Source organism: Pseudomonas sp. DD1, assembly GCF_044510355.1.
GTDB classification, from domain to species: Bacteria; Pseudomonadota; Gammaproteobacteria; order Pseudomonadales; family Pseudomonadaceae; genus Aquipseudomonas; species Aquipseudomonas shahriarae.
The window spans coordinates 1-14,453 of the sequence record NZ_MSAJ01000019.1 but is presented as its reverse complement, the minus strand read 5'-3'; the positions used below and the strand labels follow the sequence as shown (position 1 = coordinate 14,453).

The window sequence follows — 14,453 nt, the reverse complement described above, 5'->3', positions numbered from 1 at the left end:
GGTCACTTTTGGAAAAGAGCCCCAAAAGTAACCAAAAGGGCTCCTGCCCCACCACTCGGTGCCTCGCCTAGGCTCGGCATGCCCGCAGTCAGGCATTGCTCCGTGGGCCCGCCGCGATCGGCCATCCCTGGCCGTGTCGCGGCTACCCCGGCATCCATGCCGGGGTGCCCACTGCGCAATACCTGCCTGCGGCCAGCGTGGTTTAACGGGGCGCCTCAGATCAAGATCAAAAGCCAGATCAAAAGCAGAGCAACAGCAATGCCAGAGCGCGAAGCTGCATTCCCTGTGGGAGCTGGCTTGCCTGCGATGGCGGTACATCAGCCAATACATTTATCGACTGATACAGCGCCATCGCAGGCAAGCCAGCTCCCACAGGTATATGCGCACGCTTCGACGATCAGGTCGGCTGTCAGGCCGCCTCGCTTTGCTTTTGATCTGAGGCGCCCCGTTAAACCACGCTGGCCGTCATCCGATATTGATTTGGGGGGTAACCCGGCAGGACGCCGGGTTAGCCGCGCTGGGCCATGGATGGCCCATCGCGGCGGCCCCCCGAATCAATGTCGGATGACGGGCACACCGAGCCTGGGCGAGGTGCCGAGTGGTGGGGCAAGAGCCCTTTTGGTTACTTTTGGGGCTCTTTTCCAAAAGTGACCCGCCGTAAGGGCGGAACCAATAGCCGCCGTAACCGCAGCAACGGATATGTACTCATACCCAATAACCAAAAAAAGCGAGTTGTGTAGATACCTATGGCCATCGCAGGCAAGCCAGCCCCCACAGGGATTCACTTGGCCGTCAGGCCGCCGGGCATTCCCGGTGCAACGCTGCCTCGACTAACAACTGCGCCATCTCGATCAATTGCACCACTGCCATCACCTGCTTACGGCTCGAGCCTTCAAGATACTCGGTGCAGTCGTACGCACTGACCGCCGCCGACTCGAGCATTTCACAGGCGTTGCTCAACGCTTCTTCGGTGCTGAGACCGGCACGTACTGAAGAGTTTTTCTGACGAGGCAGATACAAGTTGCGAATGCAGTGCGTAATGCTTGAACGCACGTTGGGCGGCTTCGTGGAGTTTGCTGTTGTTCAGGGATTGGGGCGGGCTAGGCGTGACTTTTTTTATACGGTTGCTCCTGGAGTTAAAGGAGCCGCCACAATCACTTCCACATGATGGGTGGCGACTGTACGCAGGTGTGGAAGACCGAACTCCAGGACCCCGGCGCACCCGAAGGTGCCCCGCGCACAGCCGCATATAGCTGCGTGAAAAAGGGCGACGACCGAGGAATGGAGACCCGGCAGGGCTGGGCCCTCCTGCGTACAGCTCGCCCAGCATGATGTGTGCCTGTTAAATGATGAGCCGTAGGGAAAGTCCTGTTTTGATCATTCCCACACGGAGCATGGGAGCGATCCTCATATGCATGGGAATTGTCCTTCAGTTGTTCCAACCTTTCATAAAACTTTCATCAAACCGCCCTCCTGCAGTCATGTGCAAGTCATAGCCCTGACACCTCCCGCGCCTACTGTCGTTTGAACTCAAACGCAGCCACGCAAGGCTGTTCAAACCAGACAGAGAAGCCCATGACTCCCGCTATCCATGTCGATCGCCTGAACAAGACCTTTGCGAAGAAAACCGCGCTGGTCGACCTCGAACTCACCATCGCCAGCGGCGAGATGGTCGCCCTGATCGGTGCATCCGGTTCCGGCAAGTCCACGTTGTTGCGCCACCTTGCGGGGCTGGCCTGTTGCGACAAGAGCAACGGCGGCAGCGTCAAGGTGCTGGGCCGAGAGGTGCAGGCCAGTGGGCGGTTGAATGGCAAGGTGCGGCGGTTGCGCGCGGATATTGGCTATATCTTCCAGCAGTTCAACCTGGTCAATCGCCTGAGTGTGATCGACAACGTGCTGCTTGGTTGCCTGGGCCGCATGCCGCGCTGGCGCGGCAACCTCGGGTTGTTCAATGCCGAGGAAAAGCAATGTGCCATGGAGTCCCTGGCGCGGGTTGGCCTGGCGGACCTGGCCCAGCAGCGGGCCTCGACCCTGTCCGGTGGCCAGCAGCAGCGCGTGGCGATTGCCCGGGCCTTGACCCAGCGTGCCGAAGTGATCCTGGCCGACGAGCCGATTGCCTCCCTGGACCCGGAGTCGGCGCGCAAGGTCATGGAGATCCTCGCCGATATCAACCGACGCGACGGCAAGACCGTAGTTGTGACCCTGCATCAAGTCGATTACGCCATGCGTTATTGCCCACGGGCCGTGGCGCTCAAGGGCGGGCGCATTCATTTCGACGGGCAGGGCCGCGAGATGAGCAGCCAGTTCCTCAACGATCTGTACGGTGCCGACGTCGACACCAGCCTGATGTTTTCCGAGCCGCCGCGCCGTTCCGAACTCCCCCAGCGCCTGGCCTTGGCCCGCGCTTGAACCTCCATTCACGATCCCTAGGAGTCGCCTGTATGTTGAACCGTATCGGTCATGTTTTCCTGTCTGCCGTGTTGTTGGCCAGCGTCGCCTTGGGCAATGCCCAGGCCGCTGACAAGGCCATCAACTTCGGCATCATGTCCACCGAGTCTTCGCAGAACCTCAAGAGCATCTGGCAGCCGTTCCTCGATGACATGCACAAGAAGACCGGCCTGACCATCAACGCCACCTTCGCTTCCGACTACGCTGGCCTGATCCAGGGCATGCGCTTCAACAAGGTCGATGTGGCCTGGCTCGGCAACAAGGCTGCGATGGAGGCGGTGGACCGGTCCAACGGCGAGATCTTCGCCCAGACCGCTGCCGCCAACGGCGCCGCCGGCTACTGGAGCCTGCTGATCGTACGCAAGGACAGCCCGCTCAACTCCGTCGAAGACATGCTCAAGAACGCCAAGAACCTGACCTTCGGCAATGGCGACCCAAACTCCACCTCCGGCTACCTGGTGCCGGGCTACTACGTGTTCGCCAAGAACAACGTGGATGCCGGCACCGCCTTCAAGCGCACCCTCAACTCCAGTCATGAAGTCAACGCACTGAGCGTGGCCAAGGGGCAGTTGGACGTGGCTACCTTCAACACCGAAAGCTGGGACCGCCTGGAAGTGACCCAGCCGGACAAGGCCGCGCAACTCAAGGTGATCTGGAAGTCGCCGCTGATCCCCGCCGACCCGATGGTGTGGAGCAAGGCCCTGACTGACAGTGAGAAGACCAAGATCCGCGATTTCTTTGCCAACTACGGTGACACCGAGGCAGAGAAAGCGGTGTTGAAGAACATGCAGTTGGGCAAGTTCCTCGCGTCCAACGACGACCAGTTGCTGCCGATCCGCCAGTTGGAGCTGTTCAAGCAGCGCACCACCATCAGCGCCGACAGCAAGTTGGCCGAGGCGGATAAAGCCAAGAAGCTGGCGCAGATCGACGCCGACCTGGCCACGCTGCAACAGCGCCTGAGCGAGCTGGACAAGAAACCCGACGCCAACGGCTAACCCCCTGTTGGAGCTGGGCCTATGTGGGAGCGGGCTTGCCCGCGAAAGCGTTGAATCAGTCGCTGGATGTGTTGAATGACCCACCGCTTTCGCGAGCAAGCCCGCTCCCACACACACATAGCTCCCACACAAGCGGGTTCCCCCATAGGCCCCGCTCCAGTAATTATCGAGAGTGATCCATGACGACCTTGCACGCTGAAGCCGTGGGTAAAAGAACCTGGCCGCAATACCTCGGCTGGGGCCTGTTCCTGGTGCTGCTGGCCTGGGCCTGGAAAGGCGCGGAAATGAACCCGCTGGCGCTGTACCGCGATTCGGGAAACATGGCGACCTTCGCCGCTGACTTCTTCCCGCCGGACTTCCACGAGTGGCGCTCCTACCTCAAGGAAATGATCGTCACCGTGCAAATCGCCCTTTGGGGCACGGTGCTGGCGATTGTCTGCTCGGTGCCCCTGGGCATCCTCTGCGCCGACAACATCACGCCCTGGTGGATTCACCAACCCCTGCGCCGGGTGATGGATGCCTTTCGCTCGATCAACGAAATGGTGTTCGCCATGTTGTTCGTGGTGGCGGTCGGCCTTGGTCCGTTTGCCGGGGTACTGGCCCTGTGGATCAGCACCACCGGGGTACTCGCCAAGCTGTTTGCCGAAGCCGTCGAGGCCATCGACCCCGGCCCCGTGGAAGGTGTACGCGCCACCGGTGCCAGCGCCTTGCAAGAGGTGATCTATGGCGTGATCCCGCAAGTCATGCCGCTGTGGGTGAGCTACGCGCTGTACCGCTTCGAGGCCAATGTGCGCTCGGCGACGGTGGTGGGCATGGTCGGCGCTGGCGGCATCGGCGTGATCCTGTGGGAGAACATCCGCGCCTTCCAGTTCGTACAGACCTGCGCGGTGCTGCTGGTGATCATCGTGGTGGTGAGCCTGATCGACGTGCTGTCCCAACGCCTGCGCAAGCGGTTTATCTGACCTTGGAGGGGTGCCTGCGGGCGCTTTTTTTAAAGCATGCAGTTGTCTAGACAAGATGAACCGGTGTACCGCGAACTCGCCGATATCCTGCGCCGTGAACTCAGCGGCTACCAGGCCGGGGAGTTCCTGCCGGGCGAAGTGCAGTTGGCCGAGCGCTTTGGCGTCAACCGCCACACCCTGCGCCGCGCCATTGATGAGCTGGTGTTCGAAGGCAGCCTGCTGCGCCAGCAGGGCAAAGGCACGCAGGTGCTGGACCGGCCGCTGATTTACCCGATGGGCGCCGACACCGCCTACAGCCAATCGCTGTCGGCCCAGGGCCATGGCGTGCAGGCGCTGCTGCTCAAGCGCCGGTACTGCTACGCCAGCCGCGAAGAAGCGCAGCACCTGGGCATCGCCGAAATGGCGCCGATGATTGAGCTGCAAACCCTGCGCAAGCTCGACCAGCAGCCCGTCAGCCTGATCCGTCATCGCTACTGCGCCAGCCACGCGCCGTTGCTGGCGGATTACAACGGCGGCTCCCTGCGTCAGTACCTGCGCGAGCGCGACCTGCCGTTGACCCGCACCCAGAGCCTGATCGGTGCGCGCTTGCCCAACCGCGACGAAGCCGCGCTGCTGATGATGCCCCGGCATCTGCCTGCACTCACGGTATTCACCCTTTCCCGCGATCGCGATGGCCGCCCGGTGGAGCTGGCGCAGTCCACCAGCCGTTCGGATCGCTTCCAGTACCAGGTGGTGACTTGATGGAGAACCCGATGAATCTGTCCCCGCGTCAGCATTGGATTGGCGTACTTGCCCGCGCCCAGCTCAATGAACTGCAACCCCACGAAGCGGCATTGAAGGACGCCGAGTACCAACTGATCCGCGCCCCGGAAATCGGCATGACCCTGGTGCGTGGGCGCATGGGTGGCAATGGTGCGCCGTTCAACGTCGGTGAAATGACGGTGACCCGCTGTGTGGTGCGCCTGGCCGATGGCCGCACCGGCTACAGCTACCTGGCCGGGCGCGACAAGGTCCACGCCGAACTGGCGGCCCTGGCCGATGCCCATTTGCAAAACGCGCAACCGAGCCCGTGGCTCAGCGATTTGATCAGCGCACTGGCCCAGGCCCAAGCCCGGCGCCGCGCGCAAAAAGAAGCCGACACTGCGGCGACCAAGGTCGAGTTCTTCACCCTGGTGCGAGGAGAAAACTGATGCACGCTCAATTATTGCAGCCGGCGTTTGTCGACCCGGTGCTGGATGCCCAGCGCAGTTTTCGCGCGGCGCTCAAGGCCTTGGCCGAACCGGGTTTGATCCAGCACCTGCCGGCAGCCCCGCACCTCGATGGCCTGGCGCCCGCCACCTATGCCTTGTGCCTGGCGCTGCTGGATGTCGACACGCCGCTATGGCTGGCACCGGCGTTCGACAAGCCACTGATCCGCGCCAACCTGGCCTTCCACTGCGGCTGCCCGTTGGTTGCGCGTCGGGAGGAGGCCGCGTTTGCCTTGCTAGGCGAGCCGGACCTGCTCGACCTCAGCGGCTTCGATCACGGCAATGATCGCTACCCCGACCAGTCCTGCACCTTGCTGGTCCAGCTTAGCGACCTGGAGGCCGGGCGCGCCTTGCTCTGGCGCGGCCCGGGCATCCAGGCCCAGCGCCGGGTGCAGGTGCCGGTGCCGTCGGCTTTCTGGTTGGAGCGCCAGCGCCGCGAGGCCTTTCCCCGTGGCCTGGACGTGTTGTTCAGCGCCGGCCATCACCTGCTCGGCCTGCCGCGCAGCAGTCGCATCACACAGGAGCACGCCTGATGTACGTAGCCGTCAAGGGTGGCGAACAGGCCATCGACAATGCCCACCGTCTGCTGGCGAAAAAACGCCGGGGTGATACGGCGGTTCCCGAACTGAGTGTCGAGCAGATCCGCCAGCAACTGCCCCTGGCCGTGGCGCGGGTGATGAGTGAAGGCTCGCTGTACGACGAAGAACTGGCGGCACTGGCGATAAAGCAGGCGGCGGGGGACCTGGTAGAAGCGATCTTCCTGCTGCGCGCCTACCGCACTACATTGCCGCGCTTCAGCCCGAGCCTGCCGATCGACACCGCGCAGATGTCGTTGAGCCGACGGTTGTCAGCCACCTTCAAGGACGTGCCCGGCGGCCAGTTGCTCGGCCCGACCTTCGATTACACCCATCGCCTGCTGGATTTCGCGCTGCTGGCCGAGGGTGAGTATCCAGGCCCGCAGACCACGGCGGATGCGCGCCTCGAACCGTGTCCACGGGTGCTGGGGTTGCTGGCCAAAGAGGGCTTGATCAAGCACGAAGCCGACGACCACGCCAGCGTCGCTGATATCACCCGCGACCCGCTGGAGTTCCCTGCCAGCCGTGCCGAGCGCCTGCAGGCCCTGGCTCGCGGCGATGAAGGGTTTCTGTTGGCGCTGGGCTATTCGACCCAGCGTGGCTATGGGCGCAATCACCCGTTTGCCGGGGAGATTCGCATCGGTGAAGTCGAGGTATGGGTCGATCCTGAAGAACTGGGCTTTGCCATCTGCCTGGGCAGCATCGAAGTCACCGAGTGCGAGATGGTCAACCAGTTTGTCGGCTCGGCCACCGAGTTGGCGCAGTTCACCCGCGGCTATGGCCTGGCGTTCGGGCATGCCGAGCGCAAGGCCATGGGCATGGCCCTGGTGGACCGCTCGCTGCGTGCCGAGGAGTACAGCGAAGAGATTGTCTCGCCGGCCCAGCGCGAAGAATTCGTGCTGGCCCACTGCGACAACGTTGAGGCCGCCGGTTTTGTCTCGCACCTCAAATTGCCTCACTACGTGGACTTCCAGGCCGAACTGGAACTGATCCGCAAACTGCGCCAACCGGCCGAGGGCACCCGCCATGAATGACGCCGCCTACAACTTCGCCTACCTCGACGAACAGACCAAACGCATGATCCGTCGCGCCTTGCTCAAGGCCGTGGCGATTCCCGGTTACCAAGTGCCGTTCGGTGGTCGCGAGATGCCGCTGCCCTATGGTTGGGGCACCGGCGGCATGCAATTGACGGCGGCGATCCTCGGTGCCGACGACGTGCTCAAGGTCATCGACCAGGGCGCCGACGACACCACCAACGCCGTGTCCATCCGGCGCTTTTTTGCGCGCACCGCCGGTATCGCCACCACCGAAGCCACCCCCGACGCCACAGTGATCCAGACCCGCCACCGCATCCCGGAAACCCCGCTGCAGGCCGGGCAGATCATGGTCTACCAAGTGCCGATCCCCGAGCCGCTGCGCTTTATCGAGCCCTCGGAAACCGAGACCCGCACCATGCACGCCCTCAACGACTATGGGGTGATGCACGTAAAACTCTACGAAGACATCGCCACCTTCGGCCATATCGCCACCGCTTATGCCTACCCGGTGATGGTCGACGAGCGCTATGTGATGGACCCTTCGCCGATCCCCAAATTCGACAACCCGAAACTCGACATGAGCCCGGCGCTGATGCTGTTCGGTGCCGGCCGCGAAAAGCGCCTGTACGCGGTGCCGCCGTACACCCAGGTCAGCAGCCTGGACTTCGAGGATCACCCCTTTGAAGTGCAGACGTGGGACCACCACTGCGCCATCTGCGGTAGCCATGACTCGTTCCTCGATGAACTGATCCTCGACGACGCCGGCACCCAGAGTTTTGTGTGTTCCGACACCTGGTACTGCGCCCAACGGGTCAAGGAGAACAACCAGTGAGCCAGCCCTTATTGCAAGTGCGCGACCTGTCCCTGCTGTACGGCCTGGAGAAGGGCTGTCAGGACGTGAGTTTTGATCTGTACCCCGGTGAGGTGCTGGGGATTGTCGGCGAGTCCGGTTCGGGTAAATCCACCTTGCTCTCGCTGCTGAGCGGGCGCTTGCCGCCCCAGGCCGGCAGCGTCGGCTATCGCAGCAAGGACGGCGAATGGCTGGACCTCTACAGCGCCAGCGAAGCCGAACGCCGCACTTTGCTGCGCACCGAATGGGGCTTCGTTGAACAGAACCCCCGCGACGGCCTGCGCATGGGCGTGTCGGCCGGCGCCAACATTGGCGAGCGCCTGATGGCCCAGGGCGTGCGCAATTACCAGCAACTGCGTGGCGCCGGCCTGGACTGGCTGGGCCAGGTGGAGATCGACCCGCAGCGCATCGACGACCTGCCGCGCACCTTCTCTGGCGGCATGCAGCAGCGCCTGCAAATCGCCCGCAACCTCGTTTCCAGCCCGCGCCTGGTGTTTATGGATGAGCCCACCGGTGGCCTGGACGTGTCGGTGCAGGCGCGCCTGCTCGACCTGCTGCGCGGCCTGGTACGTGAGCTGGACCTGGCGGTGGTGATCGTCACCCATGACCTGGCGGTGGCGCGCCTGCTGGCCGATCGCCTGATCGTGATGCGCCGCTCGCGGGTGGTGGAAACCGGGCTGACGGATCAGATCCTCGACGATCCACAGCACCCTTACTCTCAACTGCTGGTGTCTTCGGTATTGCAGCCATGACGAATGCCTTGATCGAGGTCCGTGACCTCTCGAAAACCTTCACCTTGCACCAGCAGAACGGCGTGGTGCTCAACGTGCTGCGCGGGGTGGCGTTCAGCGTGCAGGGCGGTGAATGCCTGGTGCTGCACGGCCAGTCCGGTGCGGGTAAAAGCACCTTGCTGCGCACCTTGTATGGCAACTACCTGCCGGCCGGGGGCAGCATCCGCGTGCGCCATGCCGGTCAGTGGCTGGAGCTGGTGGGCGCTGCCCCCCGGGAGGTTCTCGAGGTACGCCAGCAGACCCTGGGCTATGTCAGCCAGTTTTTGCGGGTGATCCCACGGGTCGCCTGCCTGGATGTGGTGATGGAGCCCGCGCTGGCCCGTGGCTGGACGAAGGCTGACGCCCAGGCCCGTGCCGAGCATTTGCTGGCGCGCCTGAATATCCCCCGGCGCCTGTGGCAGTTGGCGCCGGGCACCTTCTCCGGGGGCGAGCAGCAGCGGGTCAATATCGCGCGCGGCTTCATGGTGGCCTGGCCGGTGATGTTGCTCGACGAGCCGACGGCCTCCCTGGATGACCGCAACCGTCAGGTTGTCCTGGAACTGATCAACGAAGCCAAGGCCGGCGGTGCCGCACTGATTGGCATCTTCCATGACCGTGCCGCCCGTGAGGCGGTGGCTGACCGCCATTTGGACATGACGCCCGCTGTGATTACCGACGAGGACTACGCCGATGCCCGCTGAACAGATCCTCAGCAATGCCCAACTGGTCACTGCTGATCGTGTATTTCTCGGCAGTGTGCTACTGCGTGACGGGGTGATCGTTGACCTCGCCGAAGGCCGCAGCCAGTTACCCCACGCCCAGGACCTGGGCGGTGATTTCCTGCTGCCGGGGCTGGTGGAGTTGCACACCGACAACCTGGAAAAACACATGACCCCGCGCCCCGGCGTGGACTGGCCATCGACCTCGGCCGTGCTCAGCCATGACGCGCAGATCATCGCGGCCGGTATCACCACGGTGTTCGATGCGGTGTCCATCGGCGACGTGAACCCCAAGGGCAATCGCATGCAGAAGCTGCCGGCGATGCTCAATGCCATTGCCTCGACGCAGGAAGCCGGCCTGACCCGCGCCGAACACCGCCTGCACCTGCGTTGCGAGTTGTGCCACCCGGACACCTTGAGTGTGTTCCGCGATCTGGTGGAAAACCCGCTGGTGCAACTGGTGTCGGTGATGGACCACTCGCCGGGCCAGCGCCAGTTTGTGCTGGAGTCCAAGTACCGCGAGTACTACATGGGCAAATACCATTTGAATGATGAAACCATGGACGCGTTCGTGCTGTTGCAAATGGCCAACTCCAAGGCCTACAGCGACCGCTACCGCGCCGCGATCGTCGAGCATTGCCTGGCGCGTGGCCTGTCGGTGGCCAGCCATGACGACGCGACCCTGGCCCATGTCGAGGAGTCGGCGCGCTATGGCATGAACATCGCCGAGTTCCCCACCACCCTGGAAGCGGCGCGCGGTTGCCGGCAACTGGGGATGAAAGTGCTGATGGGCGCGCCGAACGTGGTGCGCGGCGGTTCCCACTCGGGTAATGTGGCCGCCGCCGGCCTGGCTGCTGAAGGATTGCTGGATATACTTTCCAGTGACTACTACCCGGCCAGCCTGTTACCAGCGGCCTTTGCCCTGGCGGCCCAGGACAATGACTGCGATCTGCCCCAGGCGATCAAGATGATCAGCCTGGCCCCTGCACAGGCGGCGGGCATCAAGGATCGCGGGGAAATTGCCGTCGGCCTGCGTGCGGACCTGGTGCAAGCCAGGGCCCAGGGCGGGCTGCCGGTAGTCCAACAAGTCTGGCGACAAGCCAAGAGGGTGTTTTGATGGTGGGCAGGTTGATCTATCTCATCGGACCATCGGGTTCGGGCAAGGACAGCCTGTTGGAAGCCGCGCGCGGGCCATTGGCCGAGCGCGGTTGCCGCATCGTGCGACGGGTCATCACCCGTTCGGCGGAAGCGGTGGGCGAGGCCGCCCAAGGTGTGAGCCCCGCGCAATTCGCCGCGCTGCAAGCCGAGGGCGGCTTTGCCCTCAGTTGGCATGCCAATGGCCTGTCTTATGGCATTCCACGGCAGATCGACGACTGGCTGGCGGCCGGCGACGATGTGCTGGTCAATGGCTCCCGTGGCCATCTGGCGCAGACCCGCGCACGTTATCCGACGCTGTTGGTGGTGCTGCTGACGGTGGACCAGGCGGTGTTGCGCCAGCGTTTGCTGGCGAGGGGCCGTGAGTCGGTGGCAGACATCGACGCGCGCCTGGCACGCAATGCGCAGTTCAGCGACAGCCTGCAGGCTGCGCCTGGGGTGTTCCTGCTGGATAACTCCGGGCCGTTGGTGCATACCGTCGCCCGGTTGCTCGATTGCCTGGAGGAGGGGCACTCGGCATGCGCCTGACCCTGCTGGGCACCGGCGACGCCCGCCAAGTCCCGGTGTATGGCTGCGAATGCGCGGCCTGCACCCTGGCGCGCAGCGATGAACGCCTGCGCCGCCGCGAGTGCAGCGCGCTGATCGAGTGCGGTGAGCAACGCTGGTTGATCGACAGCGGGCTGACGGACCTCACCGAGCGTTTCCCGCCACGCAGCTTCAACGGCATTCTGCAGACCCACTACCATGCCGATCACGCCCAGGGCCTGCTGCACCTGCGCTGGGGCCAGGGCCTGATCATCCCGGTGCATGGCCCGGCAGACCCCGAGGGCCTGTCGGACCTCTACAAGCATCCCGGCATCCTCGATTTCAGCCAGCCCTTCGCCGAGTTCGAGACCCGCCAGTTTGGCGAGCTGACGGTCACCGCGTTGCCCCTGCAGCATTCCAAGCCGACCTTCGGCTACCTGCTGCAAGGGCAGGGACGGCGCCTGGCCTACCTGACCGACACCACGGGCCTGCCCCCGGCGACCCTCGACTGGTTGCGGCGCGAGCCTCTGGACGTACTGGTCATTGACTGCTCCATGCCACCGCAACCCCAGGCGCCGCGCAATCACAATGACCTGACCCTGGCCCTGCAATGCATCGACGCGTGCGGCGCCGAGCTTGGCGTGCTGACCCACGTCGGGCACACCCTGGATGCCTGGCTGTTGCAGCATCGCGGTGAACTGCCACCGCATGTGACGGTGGGCTGGGATGGGCGGGTGTTTTAGCTCCATGCCTGGGGCTTTTCAATATCCGGCAAAACAACCGTCAGTCTGCTCTGAAAAATCTGTGCTTGAGCAAAGGTAACTCTGGAGTTATTTTTGTTCGGGCCGGAGCAAGGAGGCTGTGGTGCAAAGCAGGCTATTGATCAAGGAACTGCAAGAGGCGGGCTGGGTGTTGGATCGGGTCACGGGCAGTCATCACATTTTCACCCATCGCTATAACCCGTACACGATACCGGTGCCCCATCCCAAGAAGGATCTGCCCTTGGGCACCGTGCGAATTATCCGGCAGCGTGCTGGGTTGTTTTCGTTCTAGGTCGGTTTTTTCAGGAGAATATTCATGCAATACCCAATCTGTATCGAATGGGGCGATGACTTTACCGCCACCGGTATCCAGATCCCTGATATTCCAGGCGCGGTGACGGCCGGGGACAGTTTTGAAGAGGCTTACAACGCCGCCGTCGAAGTGGCTCACATCCTGTTGCAGGAGCTGGCTGGCGAAGGCCGCGCGATTCCGATGCCGACCTCGGTGGCGACGCACCACGGCAATGAGGAGTACGCCGGGATGGGCTGGGGGATGCTCGAGCTCGATATCTCGCCTTACCTGGGCAAGACCGAGAAGGTCAATGTCACGTTGCCGGGGTATGTGATCCAGCGTATTGACCGTTATGTGCGCGAGCACAAGGTCAAAAGTCGCTCGTCATTCCTGGCGGATGCGGCGCTGGAGAAGTTGGTGCGTTCTTGAAATCGGTGAGTTCGGTGGTGGGGCGTCGAAGCTAAAATGTAGAGCGGATATTTCGTGGGACGGCGAGGATTTGGATTAAGAAACGCGTGTATTTTTTGCGTTTTCCAAGGGCCATCAGCAAGTTGAATGGGCTTTTTCAAGACGGCATAACCCTTGGGGATTGTAAGGATCCATGTGTTTTGTCAGTAAACCGAACAAGCGGCCAAAGCGTTTCAATAAGACTCAAAGCCCCGGTGGCGGGGCGATTTCCTGCATGAAAGATTAGGCACGGATGACGGGGACCGAGACGGCTTTCTGCGATGAAAGGCGGCGCAGTTGGACCCTGATATCCCAGTTATTAATCGAATCGGAGATCGCCATGAGTCAAATCAACAACACTGCTGCTCATCCTGGCTGCTGTCCTGAAGGCATGCACGGGCCGTCCAGGGAACCCATGTCTGCCCGTGGGAAACGCTCCCTCAGTACTGATCAGGTTGCCGGGCATCTTACGCGCAGCGGTACGCGTTTTAACGATCGGGACGGGGACGGCAAGACGCAGGTTTCCTACAAGCTCCAGGGTTTCACCGAGCAGCAGAAAACCTGTGCTCGGCGGGCCATGGAGGCTTGGCAAGACGTGGCCAACATCAGTTTTCATGAGAACGCCCGCAAGACGGATGGATCTATAGAGGTGTCCGGCTCTCATCGCATGGAAAGTGGCGTGGCATGGGGGCCGACACGGCACAATCCCGCGGCGAAAGCCACGATCGGTACACGGCGTGCCTCACATGCGCCCAAGGAGGGGAGTTACTTCCACACCACGATGGTTCACGAGATAGGCCATTGCCTGGGGCTGGCGCATCCCGGTGACTACAACGGTGGCGGATCGTACGAGCGGGATGCGAAGTTTGCGCAGGACACCCGGGCCGGTACGGTCATGAGTTATTGGGCAGAGCACAAGAACGCGGGTCATGACTTCAAGGGGCGGATGCCCTCGGCACCCATGATGTATGACATCGCGGCGGTTCAGCGTCTTTATGGTGCCAACCACACTACCCGCAACACAGACACGACCTATGGGTTCAACTCCAATACCGGGCGTGACGTACTGAGCATCAAGAGCGCTGCGGATTCAGCGGTTTTTTGTGTCTGGGACGGCGGCGGTAACGACACCCTGGATTTCTCCGGCTATTCCCAGGACCAAAACATCAACCTCAATGCGCAATCATTCTCGGACGTCGGGGGAATGAAAGGTAATGTTTCCATCGCCAAGGGCGTGACCCTGGAAAATGCCGTCGGCGGTGCAGGCAATGATGTGCTGACCGGCAATGATGCAGACAATCGCCTCAAGGGGGGCAGGGGGGCAGACAAGCTGCGCGGAGGCGGCGGGGCGGACATCTTCGTCTACGACAAGGCCAGTGAATCCACGCCGCAGAACCCAGACCTGATCGAGGATTTCACCAGCGGCACCGACAAAGTCGATGTTTCTGGCGCCTTGAGAGAAGCCGGTATCAAACACCTCAACTTCTCCAGTCAATTCAATGGGCAGCCAGGCAATGCCGTGCTGGGTTATGACGCGCGTACAGGGCGTGGCAGTCTGGCGATTGATATGAACGGTAGCGGCAAACCTGACTTGCTGTTGACCACTGCCGGTAAAATCCAAGCCACCGATATCGTGACGGGAGGACCGACGCCAACCCCCGGGCCCGCCC

The 14,453-nt window shown here is 62.5% G+C and carries 17 protein-coding genes; 16 read left to right on the top strand and 1 reads right to left on the bottom strand.

Features of this window, described 5'->3' with window-relative positions; all coding sequences use genetic code 11:
* Nucleotides 1-792: 792 nt before the first annotated feature.
* Nucleotides 793-1,020 (bottom strand): DUF6124 family protein, encoded by a 228-nt coding sequence (locus tag PSFL_RS13175; protein WP_273865572.1) that lies wholly within the window; start codon nucleotides 1,018-1,020, stop codon nucleotides 793-795.
* A gap of 555 nt (nucleotides 1,021-1,575) precedes the next feature.
* Here PSFL_RS13175 and phnC point away from each other — a divergent pair.
* The 16 genes from phnC to PSFL_RS13095 form a co-directional block, all read left to right on the top strand.
* A complete protein-coding gene (phnC, locus tag PSFL_RS13170; RefSeq protein WP_282405711.1) occupies nucleotides 1,576-2,409 on the top strand; it encodes a phosphonate ABC transporter ATP-binding protein in 834 nt (277 codons plus the stop codon).
* Between the two features lie 32 nt (nucleotides 2,410-2,441).
* Entirely contained in the window at nucleotides 2,442-3,443 is a 1,002-nt protein-coding gene (phnD, locus tag PSFL_RS13165) for a phosphonate ABC transporter substrate-binding protein (protein WP_115127678.1), read from the top strand.
* A 179-nt stretch (nucleotides 3,444-3,622) separates the two neighbouring features.
* Nucleotides 3,623-4,405: a phosphonate ABC transporter, permease protein PhnE gene (gene phnE, locus PSFL_RS13160; RefSeq protein WP_032859104.1), complete on the top strand. Its 783-nt coding sequence runs from the start codon at nucleotides 3,623-3,625 to the stop codon at nucleotides 4,403-4,405.
* Nucleotides 4,406-4,441: 36 nt separating this feature from the next.
* A complete protein-coding gene (gene phnF, locus PSFL_RS13155; protein WP_057438832.1) occupies nucleotides 4,442-5,146 on the top strand; it encodes a phosphonate metabolism transcriptional regulator PhnF in 705 nt (234 codons plus the stop codon).
* A gap of 11 nt (nucleotides 5,147-5,157) precedes the next feature.
* Complete coding sequence (phnG, locus tag PSFL_RS13150; protein WP_057438833.1) at nucleotides 5,158-5,595, top strand: phosphonate C-P lyase system protein PhnG; 438 nt, start codon at nucleotides 5,158-5,160, stop codon at nucleotides 5,593-5,595.
* The gene (phnH, locus tag PSFL_RS13145; RefSeq protein WP_170045840.1) at nucleotides 5,595-6,185 is read left to right on the top strand and encodes a phosphonate C-P lyase system protein PhnH; all 591 of its coding nucleotides are present in this window, start codon (nucleotides 5,595-5,597) and stop codon (nucleotides 6,183-6,185) included. The genes phnG and phnH overlap by 1 nt, the downstream gene beginning before the upstream one ends.
* Complete coding sequence (locus PSFL_RS13140) at nucleotides 6,185-7,261, top strand: carbon-phosphorus lyase complex subunit PhnI (RefSeq protein ID WP_115127681.1); 1,077 nt, start codon at nucleotides 6,185-6,187, stop codon at nucleotides 7,259-7,261. The genes phnH and PSFL_RS13140 overlap by 1 nt, the downstream gene beginning before the upstream one ends.
* Nucleotides 7,254-8,096: an alpha-D-ribose 1-methylphosphonate 5-phosphate C-P-lyase PhnJ gene (locus PSFL_RS13135; protein ID WP_057438836.1), complete on the top strand. Its 843-nt coding sequence runs from the start codon at nucleotides 7,254-7,256 to the stop codon at nucleotides 8,094-8,096. Before PSFL_RS13140 ends, PSFL_RS13135 begins: the two co-directional genes overlap by 8 nt.
* A complete protein-coding gene (phnK, locus tag PSFL_RS13130) occupies nucleotides 8,057-8,866 on the top strand; it encodes a phosphonate C-P lyase system protein PhnK (protein ID WP_120734408.1) in 810 nt (269 codons plus the stop codon). The genes PSFL_RS13135 and phnK overlap by 40 nt, the downstream gene beginning before the upstream one ends.
* On the top strand, nucleotides 8,863-9,585 hold the full coding sequence (phnL, locus tag PSFL_RS13125) for a phosphonate C-P lyase system protein PhnL (RefSeq protein WP_120732262.1): 723 nt from the start codon (nucleotides 8,863-8,865) through the stop codon (nucleotides 9,583-9,585). Before phnK ends, phnL begins: the two co-directional genes overlap by 4 nt.
* Entirely contained in the window at nucleotides 9,575-10,720 is a 1,146-nt protein-coding gene (locus tag PSFL_RS13120; protein WP_057438838.1) for an alpha-D-ribose 1-methylphosphonate 5-triphosphate diphosphatase, read from the top strand. Before phnL ends, PSFL_RS13120 begins: the two co-directional genes overlap by 11 nt.
* Nucleotides 10,720-11,286: a phosphonate metabolism protein/1,5-bisphosphokinase (PRPP-forming) PhnN gene (gene phnN, locus PSFL_RS13115; RefSeq protein WP_057444570.1), complete on the top strand. Its 567-nt coding sequence runs from the start codon at nucleotides 10,720-10,722 to the stop codon at nucleotides 11,284-11,286. Before PSFL_RS13120 ends, phnN begins: the two co-directional genes overlap by 1 nt.
* Nucleotides 11,277-12,026, top strand: a complete 750-nt coding sequence (gene phnP, locus PSFL_RS13110) for a phosphonate metabolism protein PhnP (RefSeq protein WP_397470149.1) — start codon at nucleotides 11,277-11,279, stop codon at nucleotides 12,024-12,026. Before phnN ends, phnP begins: the two co-directional genes overlap by 10 nt.
* Nucleotides 12,027-12,147: 121 nt before the next feature.
* Nucleotides 12,148-12,336, top strand: coding sequence for a type II toxin-antitoxin system HicA family toxin (locus PSFL_RS13105; RefSeq protein WP_397470148.1), 189 nt, complete (start codon nucleotides 12,148-12,150; stop codon nucleotides 12,334-12,336).
* A gap of 24 nt (nucleotides 12,337-12,360) precedes the next feature.
* Nucleotides 12,361-12,765, top strand: a complete 405-nt coding sequence (locus PSFL_RS13100) for a type II toxin-antitoxin system HicB family antitoxin (RefSeq protein WP_057438841.1) — start codon at nucleotides 12,361-12,363, stop codon at nucleotides 12,763-12,765.
* Between the two features lie 358 nt (nucleotides 12,766-13,123).
* The coding region (locus PSFL_RS13095; protein WP_397470147.1) for a M10 family metallopeptidase C-terminal domain-containing protein at nucleotides 13,124-14,453 on the top strand (1,330 nt) is incomplete at its 3' end.

Bases quoted from the DNA above. Each gene is read 5' to 3' on its own strand.
- phnC (WP_282405711.1), top strand. From the start codon at position 1,576: ATGACTCCCGCTATCCATGTCGATCGCCTGAACAAGACCTTTGCGAAG.
- phnD (WP_115127678.1), top strand. From the start codon at position 2,442: ATGTTGAACCGTATCGGTCATGTTTTCCTGTCTGCCGTGTTGTTGGCC.
- phnE (WP_032859104.1), top strand. From the start codon at position 3,623: ATGACGACCTTGCACGCTGAAGCCGTGGGTAAAAGAACCTGGCCGCAA.
- phnF (WP_057438832.1), top strand. From the start codon at position 4,442: ATGCAGTTGTCTAGACAAGATGAACCGGTGTACCGCGAACTCGCCGAT.
- phnG (WP_057438833.1), top strand. From the start codon at position 5,158: ATGAATCTGTCCCCGCGTCAGCATTGGATTGGCGTACTTGCCCGCGCC.
- phnH (WP_170045840.1), top strand. From the start codon at position 5,595: ATGCACGCTCAATTATTGCAGCCGGCGTTTGTCGACCCGGTGCTGGAT.
- PSFL_RS13140 (WP_115127681.1), top strand. From the start codon at position 6,185: ATGTACGTAGCCGTCAAGGGTGGCGAACAGGCCATCGACAATGCCCAC.
- PSFL_RS13135 (WP_057438836.1), top strand. From the start codon at position 7,254: ATGAATGACGCCGCCTACAACTTCGCCTACCTCGACGAACAGACCAAA.
- phnL (WP_120732262.1), top strand. From the start codon at position 8,863: ATGACGAATGCCTTGATCGAGGTCCGTGACCTCTCGAAAACCTTCACC.
- PSFL_RS13120 (WP_057438838.1), top strand. From the start codon at position 9,575: ATGCCCGCTGAACAGATCCTCAGCAATGCCCAACTGGTCACTGCTGAT.
- phnN (WP_057444570.1), top strand. From the start codon at position 10,720: ATGGTGGGCAGGTTGATCTATCTCATCGGACCATCGGGTTCGGGCAAG.
- phnP (WP_397470149.1), top strand. From the start codon at position 11,277: ATGCGCCTGACCCTGCTGGGCACCGGCGACGCCCGCCAAGTCCCGGTG.
- PSFL_RS13100 (WP_057438841.1), top strand. From the start codon at position 12,361: ATGCAATACCCAATCTGTATCGAATGGGGCGATGACTTTACCGCCACC.